Annotated in this window: 17 protein-coding genes and 1 pseudogene; 13 read left to right on the top strand and 5 right to left on the bottom strand. The window is 55.2% G+C overall.

Annotation, left to right across the window (positions count from 1 at the left end):
- Positions 1 to 65: 65 nt before the first annotated feature.
- Complete coding sequence (locus AC2FGB_RS19685) at positions 66 to 281, top strand: SOS response-associated peptidase family protein (protein ID WP_496791797.1); 216 nt, start codon at positions 66 to 68, stop codon at positions 279 to 281.
- Between the two features lie 214 nt (positions 282 to 495).
- Here AC2FGB_RS19685 and AC2FGB_RS19690 read toward each other — a convergent pair whose 3' ends face one another.
- Entirely contained in the window at positions 496 to 1,257 is a 762-nt protein-coding gene (locus AC2FGB_RS19690; RefSeq protein ID WP_496690604.1) for an IclR family transcriptional regulator, read from the bottom strand.
- 72 nt (positions 1,258 to 1,329) lie between these two features.
- Between AC2FGB_RS19690 and AC2FGB_RS19695 the strand changes: the two genes are divergently transcribed.
- The 11 genes and pseudogenes from AC2FGB_RS19695 to AC2FGB_RS19745 all read left to right on the top strand — a co-directional run bounded on the left by AC2FGB_RS19695 (position 1,330) and on the right by AC2FGB_RS19745 (position 11,163).
- A complete protein-coding gene (locus tag AC2FGB_RS19695) occupies positions 1,330 to 2,685 on the top strand; it encodes a selenium-binding family protein (protein WP_281996139.1) in 1,356 nt (451 codons plus the stop codon).
- Complete coding sequence (locus tag AC2FGB_RS19700) at positions 2,682 to 3,050, top strand: 2Fe-2S iron-sulfur cluster-binding protein (RefSeq protein WP_142640391.1); 369 nt, start codon at positions 2,682 to 2,684, stop codon at positions 3,048 to 3,050. Before AC2FGB_RS19695 ends, AC2FGB_RS19700 begins: the two co-directional genes overlap by 4 nt.
- Positions 3,051 to 3,515, top strand: coding sequence for a CoA-binding protein (locus AC2FGB_RS19705; protein WP_142640390.1), 465 nt, complete (start codon positions 3,051 to 3,053; stop codon positions 3,513 to 3,515).
- Positions 3,516 to 3,637: 122 nt separating this feature from the next.
- Positions 3,638 to 3,781: a hypothetical protein gene (locus AC2FGB_RS19710; RefSeq protein WP_334223335.1), complete on the top strand. Its 144-nt coding sequence runs from the start codon at positions 3,638 to 3,640 to the stop codon at positions 3,779 to 3,781.
- A gap of 15 nt (positions 3,782 to 3,796) precedes the next feature.
- Positions 3,797 to 4,027: a rhodanese-like domain-containing protein gene (locus tag AC2FGB_RS19715; protein ID WP_345742134.1), complete on the top strand. Its 231-nt coding sequence runs from the start codon at positions 3,797 to 3,799 to the stop codon at positions 4,025 to 4,027.
- A gap of 3 nt (positions 4,028 to 4,030) precedes the next feature.
- Positions 4,031 to 4,928, top strand: a pseudogene (locus AC2FGB_RS19720) (MBL fold metallo-hydrolase).
- A gap of 7 nt (positions 4,929 to 4,935) precedes the next feature.
- A complete protein-coding gene (locus AC2FGB_RS19725) occupies positions 4,936 to 5,736 on the top strand; it encodes an enoyl-CoA hydratase (RefSeq protein ID WP_246097366.1) in 801 nt (266 codons plus the stop codon).
- A 198-nt stretch (positions 5,737 to 5,934) separates the two neighbouring features.
- Entirely contained in the window at positions 5,935 to 6,768 is an 834-nt protein-coding gene (locus AC2FGB_RS19730) for a class I SAM-dependent methyltransferase (RefSeq protein ID WP_496694675.1), read from the top strand.
- Positions 6,769 to 7,263: 495 nt separating this feature from the next.
- The gene (locus AC2FGB_RS19735; RefSeq protein ID WP_496694676.1) at positions 7,264 to 9,186 is read left to right on the top strand and encodes a DUF3604 domain-containing protein; all 1,923 of its coding nucleotides are present in this window, start codon (positions 7,264 to 7,266) and stop codon (positions 9,184 to 9,186) included.
- 160 nt (positions 9,187 to 9,346) lie between these two features.
- Entirely contained in the window at positions 9,347 to 10,177 is an 831-nt protein-coding gene (locus tag AC2FGB_RS19740; protein ID WP_496690600.1) for a peptidyl-prolyl cis-trans isomerase, read from the top strand.
- On the top strand, positions 10,174 to 11,163 hold the full coding sequence (locus AC2FGB_RS19745) for a HupE/UreJ family protein (RefSeq protein ID WP_142640385.1): 990 nt from the start codon (positions 10,174 to 10,176) through the stop codon (positions 11,161 to 11,163). The genes AC2FGB_RS19740 and AC2FGB_RS19745 overlap by 4 nt, the downstream gene beginning before the upstream one ends.
- A gap of 22 nt (positions 11,164 to 11,185) precedes the next feature.
- Here AC2FGB_RS19745 and AC2FGB_RS19750 read toward each other — a convergent pair whose 3' ends face one another.
- On the bottom strand, positions 11,186 to 12,160 hold the full coding sequence (locus AC2FGB_RS19750; protein ID WP_496694678.1) for a DDE-type integrase/transposase/recombinase: 975 nt from the start codon (positions 12,158 to 12,160) through the stop codon (positions 11,186 to 11,188).
- A complete protein-coding gene (locus AC2FGB_RS19755; protein ID WP_171127984.1) occupies positions 12,157 to 12,444 on the bottom strand; it encodes a transposase in 288 nt (95 codons plus the stop codon). The genes AC2FGB_RS19750 and AC2FGB_RS19755 overlap by 4 nt, the downstream gene beginning before the upstream one ends.
- Positions 12,445 to 12,499: 55 nt before the next feature.
- Between AC2FGB_RS19755 and AC2FGB_RS19760 the strand changes: the two genes are divergently transcribed.
- On the top strand, positions 12,500 to 13,501 hold the full coding sequence (locus AC2FGB_RS19760) for a hypothetical protein (protein WP_496694677.1): 1,002 nt from the start codon (positions 12,500 to 12,502) through the stop codon (positions 13,499 to 13,501).
- A gap of 778 nt (positions 13,502 to 14,279) precedes the next feature.
- On the opposite strand, the gene AC2FGB_RS19765 is transcribed toward AC2FGB_RS19760, so the two are convergent.
- Both AC2FGB_RS19765 and AC2FGB_RS19770 read right to left on the bottom strand, forming a co-directional pair.
- Positions 14,280 to 15,563 carry a glycerate kinase type-2 family protein gene (locus AC2FGB_RS19765; RefSeq protein WP_281973992.1) on the bottom strand — a complete coding sequence of 428 codons (1,284 nt, stop codon included), beginning with the start codon at positions 15,561 to 15,563 and terminating at the stop codon, positions 14,280 to 14,282.
- 7 nt (positions 15,564 to 15,570) lie between these two features.
- Positions 15,571 to 16,548 carry an HpcH/HpaI aldolase/citrate lyase family protein gene (locus AC2FGB_RS19770; protein ID WP_142640422.1) on the bottom strand — a complete coding sequence of 326 codons (978 nt, stop codon included), beginning with the start codon at positions 16,546 to 16,548 and terminating at the stop codon, positions 15,571 to 15,573.
- Between the last annotated feature and the right edge of the window lie 95 nt (positions 16,549 to 16,643).

The raw sequence follows: 16,643 nt of genomic DNA on the forward strand, positions 1-16,643 counted from the left end.
TATCAATATATTACACACCGTGCCAGAGCGGGCTTTTGCGTTGCGCCATCACAACTGAAAGCACCGTGGAAGCAAACGCGGCGAAGTTAACCACCTCAGCGAATGACATTGTGCGTCCGATACATCCGCAGAGAATGCGGGTCATACTCCATCCTTGTGACTATGAGGTCTGGTTGGATGGCAGCGCTGCGGAGGCCTTTGAACTGCTTATACCCTATGCCTCAGATGAGATGGATATCGTCAAATCGGGCGCAGGAGAAATGTCTGACACTAGTCTTTGAACGGCATGGTTTTTTAGCGAGTTCCGATCAATGAATGTCCGCCTAAGATCGCGCCTTGGACATCCGACGATTTTTGTCAGATGACTGCACCGAGCCCTTTCTTCTGAATGCTGCGAGACGTTCGAACGTTCGGCGTTGCATTTTTGTTTGTGTGGAGCGGAGGTCAGTTCAGATCAGATTTAGAAGTGGCCCACATTCGAAGACCACCTAAAAGTTAGCCTGATATTTTGGCATCCTGCGCCGCGTCCCAACCCAAATTTGCAGACATTTCACGCGCAATAAGGGAGATCTGGGGACCAAGTTTTTCGCGGAACGCTGGCGTAAAGACCCGTACCGATCCGGTTGCACCGATGGACATCGTGGAACCTGGCCCGCTTGGCGCAAGGGGAGCTGCCACCGAACACATGCCGCGCTCAATCTCTTCCACGCATTCTGCGAAGCCGCGATTGCGAATGGTGTCAAACTCGGCTTCCAAGTCCTGCACGTTTGTCAGGGTGAATTCGGTGTAGGCGCGCAGCCGGCCTTCCATTTCGCTGGTCAAAAACAAGTCGGGTGAGAATGCAGCAACGGCCTTAGAGCAGGAACAGGCATGCAAGGGTCGTTTCCCCAAACCGGGATGGAGATAGGAGACCCCAGTGTCAGGTGTTTCAACGTGAATAATTTCCACGGATTTTCCGCGCAGACGGGACAGGAAAAATGCGGTGCCATATTGTTTAGCGGCTTGCTTTAGCGCAGGCGCAATCACCTCTAGCAGTGCGCGGTCAGAGTGGTCACTTTTCGTGATCCGCTTCAGGCGGGAGCCGATTGTGAATGTACCACGGGCAACAGGTTCCAGTAGACCCACACCGACGAGGTCCTGCACCAACCGGTAGGCAGACGGCTTAGGCAGGTCAGAATGAGCGCAAATCTCGGCCACTGTAGTCTCGCCCTTTTGTCCAACAACTTCGAGGATGAATGTCAGGCGTTCCAGATGCATATTTTTACCTTGCGAGAATCTTTTTATCGATTTACGAGAATCTTCAAATGATCGCAAGGGAGGAATGTGAAGATGGACGGAGCATGTTGTGGCCCGGGGTATGCAAGCCCTGCCGAGGCGATCAAAGCGCCGCGTGAAAAACTCTTGTACACAATTGCCATCTACACCGGCACCGGCATTCAAAAGCCGGACTACCTAGCCACCGTGGACGCCGACCCGGAAAGCCCGACCTATTCACAAGTCATCCATCGCTTAGAGATGCCCGGCATCGGGGATGAATTGCATCACATGGGCTGGAATGCCTGTTCTTCCTGCCACGACGACGCGGGCATGAGCCGTAAATACCTGCTGGTGCCAGGCGTGCGGTCCAACAATATCCATGTGATCGACACCGCGACGGACCCGTTTGCTCCGCGCCTTCATAAGGTGATTGACGGGGCCGAGATCAAGTCAAAAACCAATCTGAGCGGCCCACACACCGTGCATTGTTTGGGCTCTGAGATCATCATTTCCTTCTTAGGTGACGCACAGGGCGAAGCGCCCGGTGGTTATCTGCACCTCAACAAAGAATTCGAGATCGTTGGTCGTTGGGAAAACTCAATGGGCGATATCCCGTTTGGTTATGACTTCTGGTACCAGCCGCGCCATAACGTGATGGTCAGTTCCGAATGGGCCGCACCCAACACATTCATGCCAGGGTTTGATTTGGAAGAAGTGGGCCACCTGAAATACGGTCGCCGCCTGCACATCTGGGATTTTGAGAAAAAGGTGCCGGTCGAGACGATGTATCTCGGCGAAGACGGCCTGATCCCGCTGGAGGTAAAGTTTCTGCATGATCCTGACAGTACACATGGGTTCTGCGGTGCCGCGCTTAGCGCCAATGTCATCCATTTCTGGAAGTCCGAAGCTGGGAAATGGGAATGGGAAAAGATCATTGATGTGGAGAATGAACCGCATCCCGAATGGCCTATTCCCGTGCCCGGTGTGATGTCGGCCATCCTTGTATCGATGGACGACAAATACCTTTACCTCAATAACTGGTTGCACGGCGATATGCGCCAGTACGACATCTCTGACCCGCATAATCCTGTTTTGACCGGGCAGGTTTGGATGGGCGGGCTTTTGGGCAAAGCGCCCGAGGTCAATGGCGTCAAAGTGGCAGGCGGGCCGCAAATGTATCAGCTCTCGCTTGATGGCAAACGGCTTTATGTCACGACCTCGCTGTTCTCGACCTGGGACAACCAGTTCTATCCGGAAATTCGCACCCAGGGCGGTGTCATGCTGATGATCGACTGTGATGTCGAAAACGGCGGTATGAAAATCAACGAAGATTTCGTTGTTGATTTTGGCAAAGAGCCAAACGGACCAAGCCGCTGCCATGAAACCCGCTATCCCGGTGGCGATTGTACAAGCGACATCTGGCTGTGAGCGAAACCCGCACAATCACAATCGCCAACCGCGATGATGCGACCTATCAGGTCGACGCCCGCCGTCCGTTGCTGGACGCTTTACGCGAACAGGGAGTCGATCTGCCCTATGGCTGCAAATACGGCGGCTGCATCACCTGTGCGGCCAAACTGACAGCTGGCGAAGTGGATCAGCGCAGGCAAGTGGCGTTGAACAATCGCCAGATCAACAATGGCTATGTTCTGCTGTGTGTGGCCCGCGCGGTGAGCGATTGCATATTGGAAATCGGCGTCGAAAGCCACGACAAACTTTATCGCAACCCCTTCCTTGATCCGCTGGAGCCGCATGAGCTGAAGGCGGATATCGCGACCCCTAAGGAGGCTTAAATGCCCGAAGCTGACATCGATCACCTGTATGATTACGCGCCCGAATATCTGGCGGACATCCTGCGTTCGGTCAAAACCATTGCGATGGTGGGGGCCAGTGGCGACAAGACCAAGTTCAGCTATGGCGTGCTGCGTGTGCTGCACGAAACGGGCTATGACATGATCCCTGTCAATCCAAACCCAAAGCTGATCGAAATTCGCGGCATACCTGTCGTTCATTCGCTGGAAGAGATCGACCGGCCCGTGGATATGGTCGAGGTCTTCCGCCCGAAAGAGGAACTTTACGCGATCACCGAGAAAGCCATTGCAATCGGCGCCAAGGTGCTTTGGGGCCAAATCGGCGTTTATGATGACCGCGCGGCCGCGCTTGCCGAAGAAGCGGGGCTGAAGGTGGTGATGAACCGCTGCCCCAAGATCGAGCTGTTCCGCCCGTTCTGGAAGCCCCGTCTTGATCTCGCAATTTGACTGAGAGCGGCACAGAAACTCATGTGGCCTCTGCCTGCGCATACGGCTGTAGCGGTGCCATAAATTGGCCGCTCGACGCACTATTGGACTGGCTCAAAACCAATCGAAAAAGGAAACCAAACATGGCTCAGACGATCACCAAAAGCGCGAAAGACATCGTAAAGGTGGCCACGAAAGCGGTGCCTGCGATCAGTGCCGAAGAGGCATTGGCCTTGGTAGGCTCGCTCGATCACGTTTTTGTCGATCAGCGCGATGGTACGGAATAGGCCAAAACCGGCGTCATTGAGGGTGCTGTCGCATCGTCGCGCGGCATGATGGAATTCCACATCGACCCGGAAAGTCCTGCGCACAAGCCGGAGTTCAGTCAAGATAAGACTTACGTGTTCTATTGCGCATCGGGTGGGCGTTCTGCCATGGCGGCGGTGGTGGCCATGGATATGGGACTGTCGCCCGTTGTGAACCTGACCGGAGGCGTTGGCGCCTGGAAAAAGGCCGGGGGCGCGCTGGAATAAATCATGGAACCTTCAACAAATTTCCCAAATCTCAATATGGCAGCAAAGCCTAGTGTCGAAGGGTTCTTTGATCCTGCCTGCAACACGATTTCTTATGTCGTGAAAGACCCCGCATCTAACGCCTGTGCAATAATCGACAGCGTTCTGGATATGGATTACGCCGCCGGGCGGATCACTTACGACAGTGCCGATCGCTTTGATCGACGCCATCCAGTCACAAGGCTTGTCGGTGGAGTGGATCATTGAAACCCATGTCCATGCCGATCACCTGTCTGCTGCACCCTAAATTCAGGATAGGCTGGGTGGCAAAATTGGCGTTGGTGCAGGCATCATCGAAATTCAGGACACCTTCGGCAAAATCTTCAACGAAGGCACGGAATTTCAACGCGACGGGTCGCAGTTTGATGCTTTGTTCGAGGATGGTGACACCTACACCATTGGCGAAATGACGGCCTTTGTGATTGCCACGCCGGGCCACACACCAGCCTGCATGGTGCATGTGATTGGCGACGCCGCCTTTGCCGGTGACACGCTCTTTATGCCTGACGGCGGCTCAGCCCGCGCAGACTTTCCGGGTGGTGATGCAGGGCAGCTTTACGATTCTATCCAAACCGTGCTGAGCCTGCCGGGCGAGATGCGCCTGTTCATCTGCCACGACTATGGCCCCGGTGGGCGCGCCATCGCGTGGGAGACCACAATTGGCCAGCAACGTGCCGACAACATCCATGTGGGTGCTGGCAAATCGCGCGAAGATTTCATCAAGTTCCGGACGGAGCGTGACGCGCAGCTGGCGATGCCCAAACTGATCATACCGTCCCTGCAAGTGAATATGCGGGCCGGCGAAATCCCGTGCGACGAAAGCGGCGCACCTATGCTGAAAGTTCCACTCAATGGCCTATGAGGGCGAAATGCAAAACGATGATTTGATCCTGCGGGCTGACATCGATGGCGTTACCGTTCTGACTCTGAACGCGCCCAAGTCGATTAATGCGTTGTCAGAGGCGATGCTACGCGCTCTGTCTGACACATTTGACGAAATCGCAGAAGATCGCAGTGTCAAAGCAGTGATCTTGCGTACCGGCGGCAATCACTTTTGCGCGGGTCATAACCTCAAAGAAATGTCGGCGCGCCGGGCGGATGCCGACGGTGGGTTTCAGTATTTCCAAGACCTGTTTGCGACGTGTTCGGCGATGATGCTTCGGGTGGTGCGCTTGCCGCAACCTGTAATCGCCGAGGTCAAAGGGATTGCCACAGCGGCGGGGTGTCAGCTTGTTGCGTCCTGTGATCTGGCGGTGGCCGCCGACAACGCAACTTTCGCAACATCGGGCGTGAATATCGGGCTATTTTGCTCAACCCCGATGGTCGCGCTTTCGCGCAATGTGCCGCGCAAGCTGGCGATGGAAATGTTGCTTTTGGGGGAATTCTTGCCCGCAGCCCGCGTCGCCGAAATGGGGTTGGTCAACCGCGTGGTGCCCTTGGCGGAACTGGAAGCGGCATCCACAGAAATGGCTTGGATCATTGCCGACAAATCGCCGTCCGCCGTCAAGATCGGCAAGCGTGCCTATTACGAACAGCTCGAAATGCCGCTGGAAGAGGCCTACGCCTTTGCCGGTCGCACGATGGCGGAAAACATGATGGCCAAAGATGCTGAGGCCGGTATCGGGGCCTTCACCCGCAAAGAACCGATGCCTGAATGGACCGGGGAATGATCTACGAGGGCCCGGAACTTGCCCGTAATGCAGCGAACCACACCGCCCTGTCACCGGTTTCGATCCTCAAACGCGTCGAGCGCGTGCACCCAAAGCAACCTACCCGCAAATGACGGCGAATGCCCATTTCACTTGGCGAACTTGACAATTTGCCCCTTTCGGCGGTCCTCCAAAACGTGGCGACTGAGGAGATGTTGGATGCCTGACAATCAGGAACAGGACACATTTGCCGCCCTCGAAAGGCGCGAATGGGCCAAGTGCGATGTGGCACAGTCCTATGCCGAGGTGTTTGCCAAGGCGGCGGACATGGTTGTCCCACACCTGGTCGCTGCGGTTTGTGCTGGACCGGACACTCGTGTGCTCGATTTGTGCTGCGGACATGGCAATGTATCCGCAGGCCTTTTCAACACAGGTGCTCGCGTAACGGGCCTTGATTTCTCACCCGCCATGCTTGAGATGGCGCGGCTGGCGGTGCCACAGGCTCAGTTCGTTGAAGGCGATGCGTTGGCCTTGAGCTTTGAAGACAATACGTTTGACGCTGTAACAATTGGCTTTGGAATGCCGCATATGCCGGACCCCCCGAAAGTGTTGGCAGAAGTTCGCCGTGTTTTGCCCGACGGCGGTCGGCTGGCGTATTCGGTGTGGTGCGGGCCCGAATTTGACACTGCGCTGGGGTATGTTTTTGGCGCCATTGAGGAACACGGGTCGCCAGAGATTGCCTTGCCACCGGGTCCCGGGGCAAATGATTATGCCGATCCGACTATCGCCTTTCCCGTACTCGCCAAGGCCGGTTTTTCAGATTGCCATCAAACCATCGTCGCGTCGAAATGGCAGGTTAGTGATCCGGGCGCACCGTTCGTTTTCTTTCTTGAAGAAACGGCCCGAGGTGGCGCCCTTTTGCGCCCTCAACCTACAACGAATTTGGCCGCAATCCGAGTGGCGGTTGTGGCCAAAGTTCTGGCAAAGCACGGTGTGGGTCCTGAATGGGACGTGCCAATTCCGTCTGTCGTGACCTCGGCGGTCGTTGCCTAGCCGACCGGAACGATGTGCTGAAATGGGCGTCGTCGCCATTCATCCAAGTGTCCGGATTGTCCCGCGTTTTGTCTGTTCACACGCGTGCCGCAAAAGTCGTTTCGTACCAGAGCGGCCCTCGGTGCAAGTCGCGGCATAGGTTTAAGGAGAGCCCAAAATGATCCAGACCGCGATAGCCAAGAATGTCATCTAAGCGCAGCTATGCCGACTTTGCTAAAGTGCATACATGGCTCACGATGGACATTCGCCAATTCAAACCGCAATTTCTCCAAAGCTTCCGTTCTCAATGTTGAGCCCAACAATCGAGGCTATGACTTATCGAGTCATTTTCAGACCAACTTCGGCAGCCACACTCCTACTTGCATCATCGTGACAAAGCCGAGAGCTGAGTATTCCCACAAATGGAAAATTGATGTTATATAGAGAAATAGGAATATTAATTCTTGAGATGTAAGTCACGGGCACCACCGGGCGATCTTGAGTTGGGAGGTCTATATGCTTCGAGCTTTTGTTTATTCTATCTCACTGGGGCTGGCATCATCGACGGTCTTTGCCGACGCTGTTCCTAGCGAAGAAGCGGTGGAAGGCTTGTTCTCAAAGCAGCCTTATTCTCCATATGCGAACCGGACTTTCCCTGAGCGCCCGCTGTGGGGAGACTCGCATCTTCACACCGGACTTTCGCTGGACGCAGGTGCTTTCGGGAACACTCTGTTGCCTGATGAAGCTTGGCGCTTTGCAAAAGGTGAGCAGATCATTTCATCCACGGGTCAACCAGTGAGACTGGCCCGGCCTCTGGACTGGATGGTTCTCACGGATCACACTGACCTGATGGGATTTGCCCCGGACCTTCAGGCTGGTAAGCCGGGCGTTCTTGCCGATCCAAAAGGATTGGAATGGTACGAAGGTTACAAGGCAGGTGGCGAAGATGCCGGCAAAGCGGCGTTCGACATCATCACCAACTTCTCGCAAATGACCCTGCCAGAAGTTCTTCTAGAGTCTTACAGCCCAGGTGCAGATGCATTTGCTTTTACATGGGAACAAATCGTTCTGGCTGCGGAAGAACATAACGACCCCGGCAATTTCACAGCCTTCATCGGATTCGAATGGACCTCTGTACCCAAGGGTTTCAATCTGCATCGGAACGTCATGCTGCGTGATGGGCCGATCAGGGCGCTTCAGATGGTGCCGCCGGTCACGCAACCACCCTTTGGTGATACCGACCCAAAGGCGCTCTATGCCTGGCTGGAAGACTATCAAGAAAAAACCGGTGGACGAGCGGTTGCTTTCGCCCATAACGGCAACCTTTCGAACGGATGGATGTTCCCGACCGAAGACACCTATCACGGTGGCAAGGTAGACGAGGAATATGTGGCCGCCCGCGCGAAATGGGAACCCCACTATGAAGTCACGCAGATCAAGGGCGACGGCGAAGCGCACCCATTTCTGAGCCCCAGTGATGAATTCGCGGATTACGAAAACTGGGACGTCGGCAACCTCGACATAACCGAGTTGAAAACCGATGACATGCTGGCTGGCGAATACGCCCGAGAAGCTTTGAAGCGCGGTTTGTTGTTAGAAGAAAAGTTCGGCGTTAACCCATATAAGTTCGGCATGGGCGGAGCAACGGACAGCCATACGTCTCTGGCAACTGCCGAAGAAGACAACTTCTTTGGAAAATCCGTCAGCGTTGAACCATCGGCCACGAGAATAAAGCATCCTTTCATCGCCAATGACCTTGGCGAAATTCCTGGCGACCTTCTTGTCGCATCGGGATACACGGCAGTTTGGGCGACCGATAATACTCGCGCTGCAATCTTCGATGCGTTCAAGCGACGCGAAACCTATGCAACCACCGGACCTCGGATCGGCCTGCGGTTCTTTGGCGGTTGGGGTTTCAGTGACGCGGATGTTGAAACACGCTTCCTTGCAGATGTGGGCTACACCAAAGGTGTTCCGATGGGCTCGGATCTGCGACCTCGCGAGGGTGAAGGTGCGCCCGCATTCCTGATCGCTGCACTACGCGACCCAGTTGGTGCCAATCTGGATCGCGTGCAGGTGGTAAAGGGTTGGCTGGATTCTGAAGGGGCCTTGCAGGAAAAGGTTTACGATGTGGCGTGGTCGGACAACCGTGTTGCTGACCAAAACGGCAAGATCCCTGCGGTTGGAAACACAGTTGATGTTGAAACCGCCAGTTGGACCAACACGATTGGAACTGCCGAACTTGTAACCGTTTGGTCTGATCCTGAATTCGATCCAAATGCACGCGCATTTTATTACGTACGTGCGATCGAAATTCCAACACCGCGTTGGATCCTTTACGATAAGCTGAGATTTGGCGCCGAATTGCCCGAAGACGCGGTGCTCACACATCAGGAACGCGCTTACTCTTCCCCGATTTGGTATACACCGGCAGAGTAACACTGCCGATCACGGCGTTGGCAACCGAGGTAGAAGCCTTTACCTCGGCCCATTCACCAGACGATTGATTTGTGCGTAGCGTTGATTTTCTTGCAATGCTCAATCGACTGATGTCAGCATCGATACGTAAAACCGGAGCGCGTTTCATGCAGGAGCCTTCATGCGAATATTGAAAGAACCCCTGTTCCATTTCTTCCTGATTGGAGCAGCTATTTTCATTTGGTTCCAAATAGTTGCGCCGGAAAACGAGACTGTCGAAGATTTTGTGACAATAACAATCGACGAAAACGATATCGCGCTTTTGTCTGATCAGTTTGAAGCACGGTGGAAACGGCGCCCAAGCGGTGCCGAGCTGCAAGCTTTGACTGATGCAACAATTCGCGAAGAGGTACTGGTCAGAGAAGCCAGAAAGCTTGGCCTTGATCGCGGAGACTCTGTGATCCGGTCTCGTCTCAGTCAAAAAATGGATTTCCTGACCGAAGCGATCGCCACGTCTGTTGTTCCGGAAGACGAAGATTTAGAGGCCTTTTTGCAAAACAACTCGGAGCGCTATGCGACGCCCAGCAAGCTGGCCTTCATTCAGGTCTTTATTGGTGAGGAGCCAAACAAAGCTGAAGTCGAGGGGGTATTGGCCGCCCTGCGCGCGGGAGATGAGGTTTCCGACCTGGGCGCCTCGACACTGCTGCCCGCATCTATGCCCTTGACTGCGACCAGAGTGATAGACTCGGTCTTTGGATCTGGCTTTTCCAAGGGTCTTACAACATTGGATAAAGGTCAGTGGGCTGGCCCGATCCAGTCGGGTTACGGAGTCCATCTAGTTCAGGTGCAAGACATCGAACCTAGCCAAATACCCCCATTGTCAGAAATTCACGATGCCGTGCTGCGGGATTGGCGTCGCGTGATGAGCGAAGATCTGGCGCAGGCGCAATATGAGATTCTTGCTGCCAACTATGAGATCATAGTGCCCGCTCTCTCAGGTCAAACCAAATGAAAGCTGTATTTGGCCTACTGTTTGCCTTGCTGATTGCGTGGGTTGCAGGAAATGCCTCGGCGCATGCGCTTGATCCGGGGTACTTGGAAATTCGCCAAATCACATCGGACACCTGGAGCGTTCATTGGCGAAAACCCGATGTGAATGGTCAACCCATGGCGATTGATGTCATGGCGCCGGATGGTTGCACCCCGGCGCGCGGCCCTACCCCAATTTCCGATGGCAGAGCATGGGTTTCTTCCTGGGTTATCGAGTGCCGCGGGGATATTGCGGGCCAACCGATCCAGATAGAAGGTCTGGAGGTTCAAAAGAACGACGTATTGGTCCGAGTGCAGCCCCTGCAGGCTGAGCCCACGACGCTTCGGTTCACACCAGAGACAGCCGTTCAGAACATACCTTCTGAACAGACCACATGGTCTGTTTTCACCGCGTATTTCCAGTTGGGTTTTGAACACATACTGGAAGGTTGGGATCATCTGCTGTTTGTCTTCGCGTTGTTTGTTCTGGTCCGCGATCCGTGGAGACTGGTGGGAGCAGTCACAGCATTCACACTGGCGCATTCAATAACACTGGCATTGGCAACGCTTGGTTTTCTGAATGTCCCTGGTCCGCCGGTCGAGGCCATCATTGCGCTTTCTATTGTTTTTCTGGCGATGGAAATTGTTAAGGTTGGAGACGGGCGTTTCCGACTTTCAAAGCAGAAGCCCTGGGTCGTTTGTTTCGGGTTTGGGCTTTTGCATGGCCTTGGTTTCGCAGGCGCTTTGGCCGATATCGGACTACCCTCAAACGATATTCCTGCAGCCTTGCTTGCCTTCAACCTGGGCGTCGAGGCCGGCCAGTTGAGTTTTGTCGGGGCCTTGGCACTTCTTGTCGCGATCTGGCGATTGATGGCACGTCCAGTTAGCCAAAGGGCGACTGTGATTACAGCCTATGGCATCGGGTCGGTATCGATGTACTGGCTCATAGAACGCATAAGTGGGTTCTGAAGCGCTTTGCCTTGGTGTTGGTTCAGGTGGTAGAACGGCTCAAAGGATAACTCGATTGCAAAGCGCGCAATTCGACCGGGTGCAGGTGCAACCGCGCAGAATGCGCCTGCGCACAAAAGCCCACTTCGTCGTATGCCCAACGTTTGTTGTCTAGCCCCCATGTTCTGGGCCATTTCGGACTAGAGTTTCGGGGACTGGTGGGCGCATGTTGAGGGCCTGATGGGGTCGGGTGTGGTTGTATTGCCTGAGCCAGCAATTGATCACGATCTGTGCCTGCTTGGTCGTTGTGAACCATTCGGAATTGAGAACCTCGCGGCGGAGCGTTCCATTGAACCTCTCGTTGTATCCGTTCTCCCAGGGAGAGCCCCGGGTAGATCCGGATCGGGTTCACACCGACCTTCTCGAGCCAACTCTGGGTTGCTCGTGAAGAGAACTCTGGGCCGTTATCGCTTCGAACGAAATCAGGCTTTCCGTGGCGCAGGAACAGCCCGTAGAGAACCTCCAGCACATCTTCAGAACCCATGCGGGTCCGAACTTCCACTGCAAGCGCCTGGCGGGTGTATTCATCCAGAACCGTGAGCATCTTGTAGCTCCGCCCATTGCTCAGCTTGTCGTGAACGAAATCGACGCTCCAGACATGGTTGGGATGCGTCGGTCGGAGCCGAATGATCGAACTGTCCTTGTGGTACAGGCGACGCTTCTTCTTGTGCTGCTGCGGGAGTTGCAGACCTTCCTCCCGCCACAGCCGTTCTACCTTCTTGTGATTGACACGCCAGCCCTCAACCCGAAGCAGCTGCGCCACCTTACGGTAGCCATACCGGCCATAGCTCTTGGCCAGACGGATCATGGCCAGTCGAAGAGCATCATCGTTCTTCTCTACGGCCTGGTATTGCATGGAGCTGCGTGCAAGGCCGACCACCTTGCAGGTGCGACGCTCTGATGTGCCAAGCTTCTGGCGAGCATGAATGACGGCCTGACGAAGTTGGCTCGTCGTCAGGCCCTCGGTTTTAGGTAGTTCAGACTTTCTTTGAGGATCAGCTTGTCCAGTTCCAGTTCGGCCACGATCTTCTTCAGCCGGGCATTTTCTTTCTCCAGGCTGCGCAACTCCGACAGTTGCGACTTGCCCATGCCACCGAACCGACGCCGCCAATTGTAGTAGGTCGCATCGCTGACACCAACACCACGACAGGCTGTCCGAACATCGTCGCCATCTGCCAGCTTCAGTTCAATCTCACGCAGCAGCTTCAGAATGTCTTCGTCCGAGTATCGCTTCCGAGCCATCTCTTGTTCCCCCTTCTCGGCCAAAGTAGTGGCCCAATTCTAGGGGGCAAAGACAATGCAGGGCAGCGTGTGGCGGGAAGACGGTTTGCTTTACGTTCGCGCAAGTCTGATCCGCGCCGCTGATGCACAGGTTTTGTGGAGTGAGCGTTTCATAGAAGGTACCCAAGGCCTCAGCATCACCGGCATTCAGGAAAAAATTGCGTCACAATTCGCATCTCGCATCGGGCAACAGCACGGCTATGTGCTACGCGACGTGCGCGGAACGCGGCTCGATAATCCGAACGATCACAGTTTGCGGGGCTTTTCCTGTGTGGCGAGTGCGCAGATTTACCGGCGCACCTACCACCGCGATGAGTATCCGGCAGTACGGGAATGTCTGGAAGCGACTGTTCTCGAAGACCCTGACTATGCCCGCGCCTGGGCCATGCTTGCATATGTTCGCAACGATGCAGCCCGTTTCGGACATGAGACCGACCTGTCGAGAGAGGCGGCATTTGATCTGGCGCGCGACGCCGCGACTCGCGCGCTCGATCTGGACCCGCAAGATACCGACGCACTCCAGGCGATGTCGCATGTTGAGCAATACGCTGGCGATATGGAGCGTTCGATAGACTATGTGCGAAAAGCGGTAGAGGTGAACCCGAACGATCCGGCAGCGGTCGCCAACCTTGCCATCCGATACGCGATCGCCGGCCGTTTTTCAGAGGCAGCACCAACCATGCGCCGGGCCATCGATGCGTCGGTCGCGCCGCCGCCATTTTACTATCACGTGCTAACCGCTGACAGTTTGCTCAAAAAGGACTGGCCAGAAATGCTCGCAAACGCAGACAGGGCTGCCATCGATGGGTGGTCGTTCGGTCAGGCGATGCTTGCCATCGCGCACAACCAGCTTGCTAACACCGAGGCCTCTAAAGCAGCTTTTGATGCAATGGCTGAACTCGACCCGCTGCTTGCCAACGACCCGAGGTCTTGGCTCCAAGGGCACAACATGCACCCAACTGTGGTCGACGCCGTTTATGAGGGTCTTGCCGAAACACGCGCAGCGTTGTCGAAGTGAAAAGCAGGGCGGTTGACCATTGTTTTCGATATCCAATTTCGACAGAATTGCGAAGTGGACAACTTCCCTCGCGATTTATTCGTCTTGAGACTGGAAAATTATTGCAATCAGTTGCTGGCAAATAGCATTTTATAGATCAATTTCGGCAGTCGACCTCGTCCGCAACTCGGTCATAGGCCTTTCCGACATCGTTGCGGCCACGACCAACGGCCGCATGTTAGGTGCGATGCAGTGCGTGTCTAATGCGCTCGTTTTGCTGAATGAGCGAAGGTCGCGATTTCAATTCGGCTGCTTTGGGCTCAATGCGGTCATACAAGTGTATTGAGAGGAACGTCTTCTTTCAAAAAGAATACGCTTTCATCACGCATTTTATCTGCGTTCGACAACGGCGTTTGCGCCCTCCCGCAACCAAATACAACAGAACCGCCCGTCGGATCTACAAACAGCCCACCGGACTGTTTGCTGCACGATCTCACCTCGTCAGGACCATGTCCTGAAGGCCAAAGGTTCAAACCCTACTCCAAAAATCAGCTTTAGAACGAAAATTACAAATGCTTACACGCCGATCAACGCCAAACATTCCGCAAAAAATAATGCCTATATCCCTCCGTCAGAGCCTAAAACATCGCCTGTGACATTGGAACAAACGCCTCTTTTATGGCTTTGAAATCAGACTATCGCATGAATCGGACCTTTCTCGACGGATTCAGGCATTACTCTCCAATTCGACATCTCTGACGCTATATCAACCTTGATGCCCGCCAAGCTTAGCGCGCGCTCAAGCATCAGGCCCAAGCAGCAATACTTGGATATCTGCAACATTGGTCCCGGTCGCACCAGTCATCAGAAGATCACCCGATAGCCCCAATGCCCGGTGACTGTCGTTGTTTGCTAACAGCGTGGACGGATTTTGCCCCGCATCGCGGATACGGTCGAATGTTCCCACATCCACAATCGCACCCGCTGCGGGGGTCGGACCATCACGGCCATCTGTTCCACCGCTGAGGAAAATCCAGTTGCCGGGAATAGCTTCCCCTTGCGCCAGTTGGGCGACGCGCAGCGCTAGTTCCTGATTGCGCCCACCAAGACCTGCACCCTGCAGCCGGACGGTTGTCTCCCCTCCGAAAAGCAGAGCGACCGGGCGGTCGGAAGCCACAGAACGGGCCGCTTGCAGAATCTGACGTGCAGCGTCGGACACGTCTCCTGTCAGTGCTTTGGAGGCAATTTCAGCCCGACAAAACTGCGCCGCACAGCGATGCGCAGCCTCAAGGCTTATCGTGTTCGACCCGATCAGATGATTTGTCGCTTCAACTGCTATCGTCTGTTCAGGAACGCTGTGTTCTAGATGGTCCCGCACGGATTGGGGAAGACGCTTCCAGATGCCAGCCCCAATGCAGATCCTGCGGGCATCGGCTTGGGTTCCGATGGGTGGAGAAGTGGGGCCGCTGGCAACGGCACGCAGGTCATCTCCGATCACATCCGACAGAATATAGGCTGTGACCGGTGCAGGTGAACCGTGTCGCAGAAACCCTCCGCCCTTGAGCTGGCTCAGATGCTGGCGCACCAGGTTCATGTGCACGATGTCCAATCCGGAAGACAACAAGAGCTCGTTGACCACAATCTTATCCGATAGGGACAATCCGTCCACAGGCGCCGGAACAAGGGCCGATCCCCCGCCAGAGATCAGCGCTATGATCTGATCTTGCTCGCGTGCTGCGCTGAGCAGATCAATGATCTGCCGACCGGCTTTGAGGCCCCGTTCGTCCGGAACGGGGTGTGCACTGTTCAACACAGTTGCACCGGGTACGACCGCTTGGTTTTCGGAATGGGTCACGGCCAGAGCGACATGATCACCCTGAACGTTTTGCAAGGCTTCCGCCATCATGGCTGGGGCCGCTTTGCCAATCGCGATCAGGATGCTGCGCCCACCCTGTTTGGGCGCAGGCAATGGGGCTGATTGCAGCCGTCTGCTCAGGGATACCGCCGGATCTGCCGCGGCTATGGCTTCGGCAAATATGTTGGCGGCACAATCGCGTTGAGACATGGACGATTGTAAAGTCATGAGGCGATCATGCTGCTGCGATTTGACGGGCCTTTTCAACCATAACTTCCGCTTGACGGATCGAAGCATAGTCGATCAGGCGGCCATCCAACGAAACAGCTCCCTTTCCCGCTGCTTCGGCTTCGGCCATTGCTTCGAGAATGCGTTGTGCCTTGGTGACTTCGGCGTCGCCCGGTGACATAACATCGTTTGCCAGTGAAATCTGGCTGGGATGGATGGCCCATTTGCCCTCGCAGCCTAATACTGCCGCGCGCTTTGCGGCGGCTTTGTAGCCGTCCGGGTCTTGGAAGTCTCCAAAAGGGCCGTCGATCGGGCGCAAACCATTGGCGCGGGCAGCCACAACCATGCGGGCAAGCGCATAGTGCCACATATCTCCCCAATGGGTCAGGCGTCCTCCGTCCGTATCGGCGTCAGTCAGAACGGAATAATCCGGGTTAACACCGCCGATAATAGTCGTCCGCGCGCGGGTCGAGGCGGCATAGTCGGCTACGCCGAAATGCAGGCTTTCGTTACGTTTCGACGCCGCCGCGATCTCACTGACGTTCTGCATCCCCAACGCAGTTTCGATGATATGCTCGAATCCGATGCGCTTTTTGTACCCCTTTGCATCCTCGATTTGCGTGACCATCATGTCGACGGCATAGACATCTGCCGCGGTGCCGACCTTGGGGATCATGATCAGATCAAGTCGTTCGCCAGCCTGTTCAACCACATCCACCACATCGCGGTACATGTAATGCGTGTCGAGCCCGTTGATACGTACCGACATGGTCTTGCTGCCCCAGTCGATGTCGTTCAGAGCCTCAATGATGTTTTTGCGGGCCTGTTCTTTCTCGTCCGGCGCGACGGCGTCCTCCAGATCAAGGAAGATGACATCCACGTCCGATTGTGCGGCCTTTTCGAACATTCCGGGTTGGCTGCCAGGCACGGCGAGTTCGCTACGGTTTAGGCGGGCAGGAGCCTGTTCGATGGAGTGAAAGCTCATGGGTTGGTGTCCTTCAGTTTACAAGTTTGGATAGATAGGGAATCTGGCGCAGAGGTTTGCGACTTCGGTTTTGACTTTGGCCTCGACCTCACCGT

It is taken from the genome of Ruegeria sp. CDSC021, from assembly GCF_059610845.1.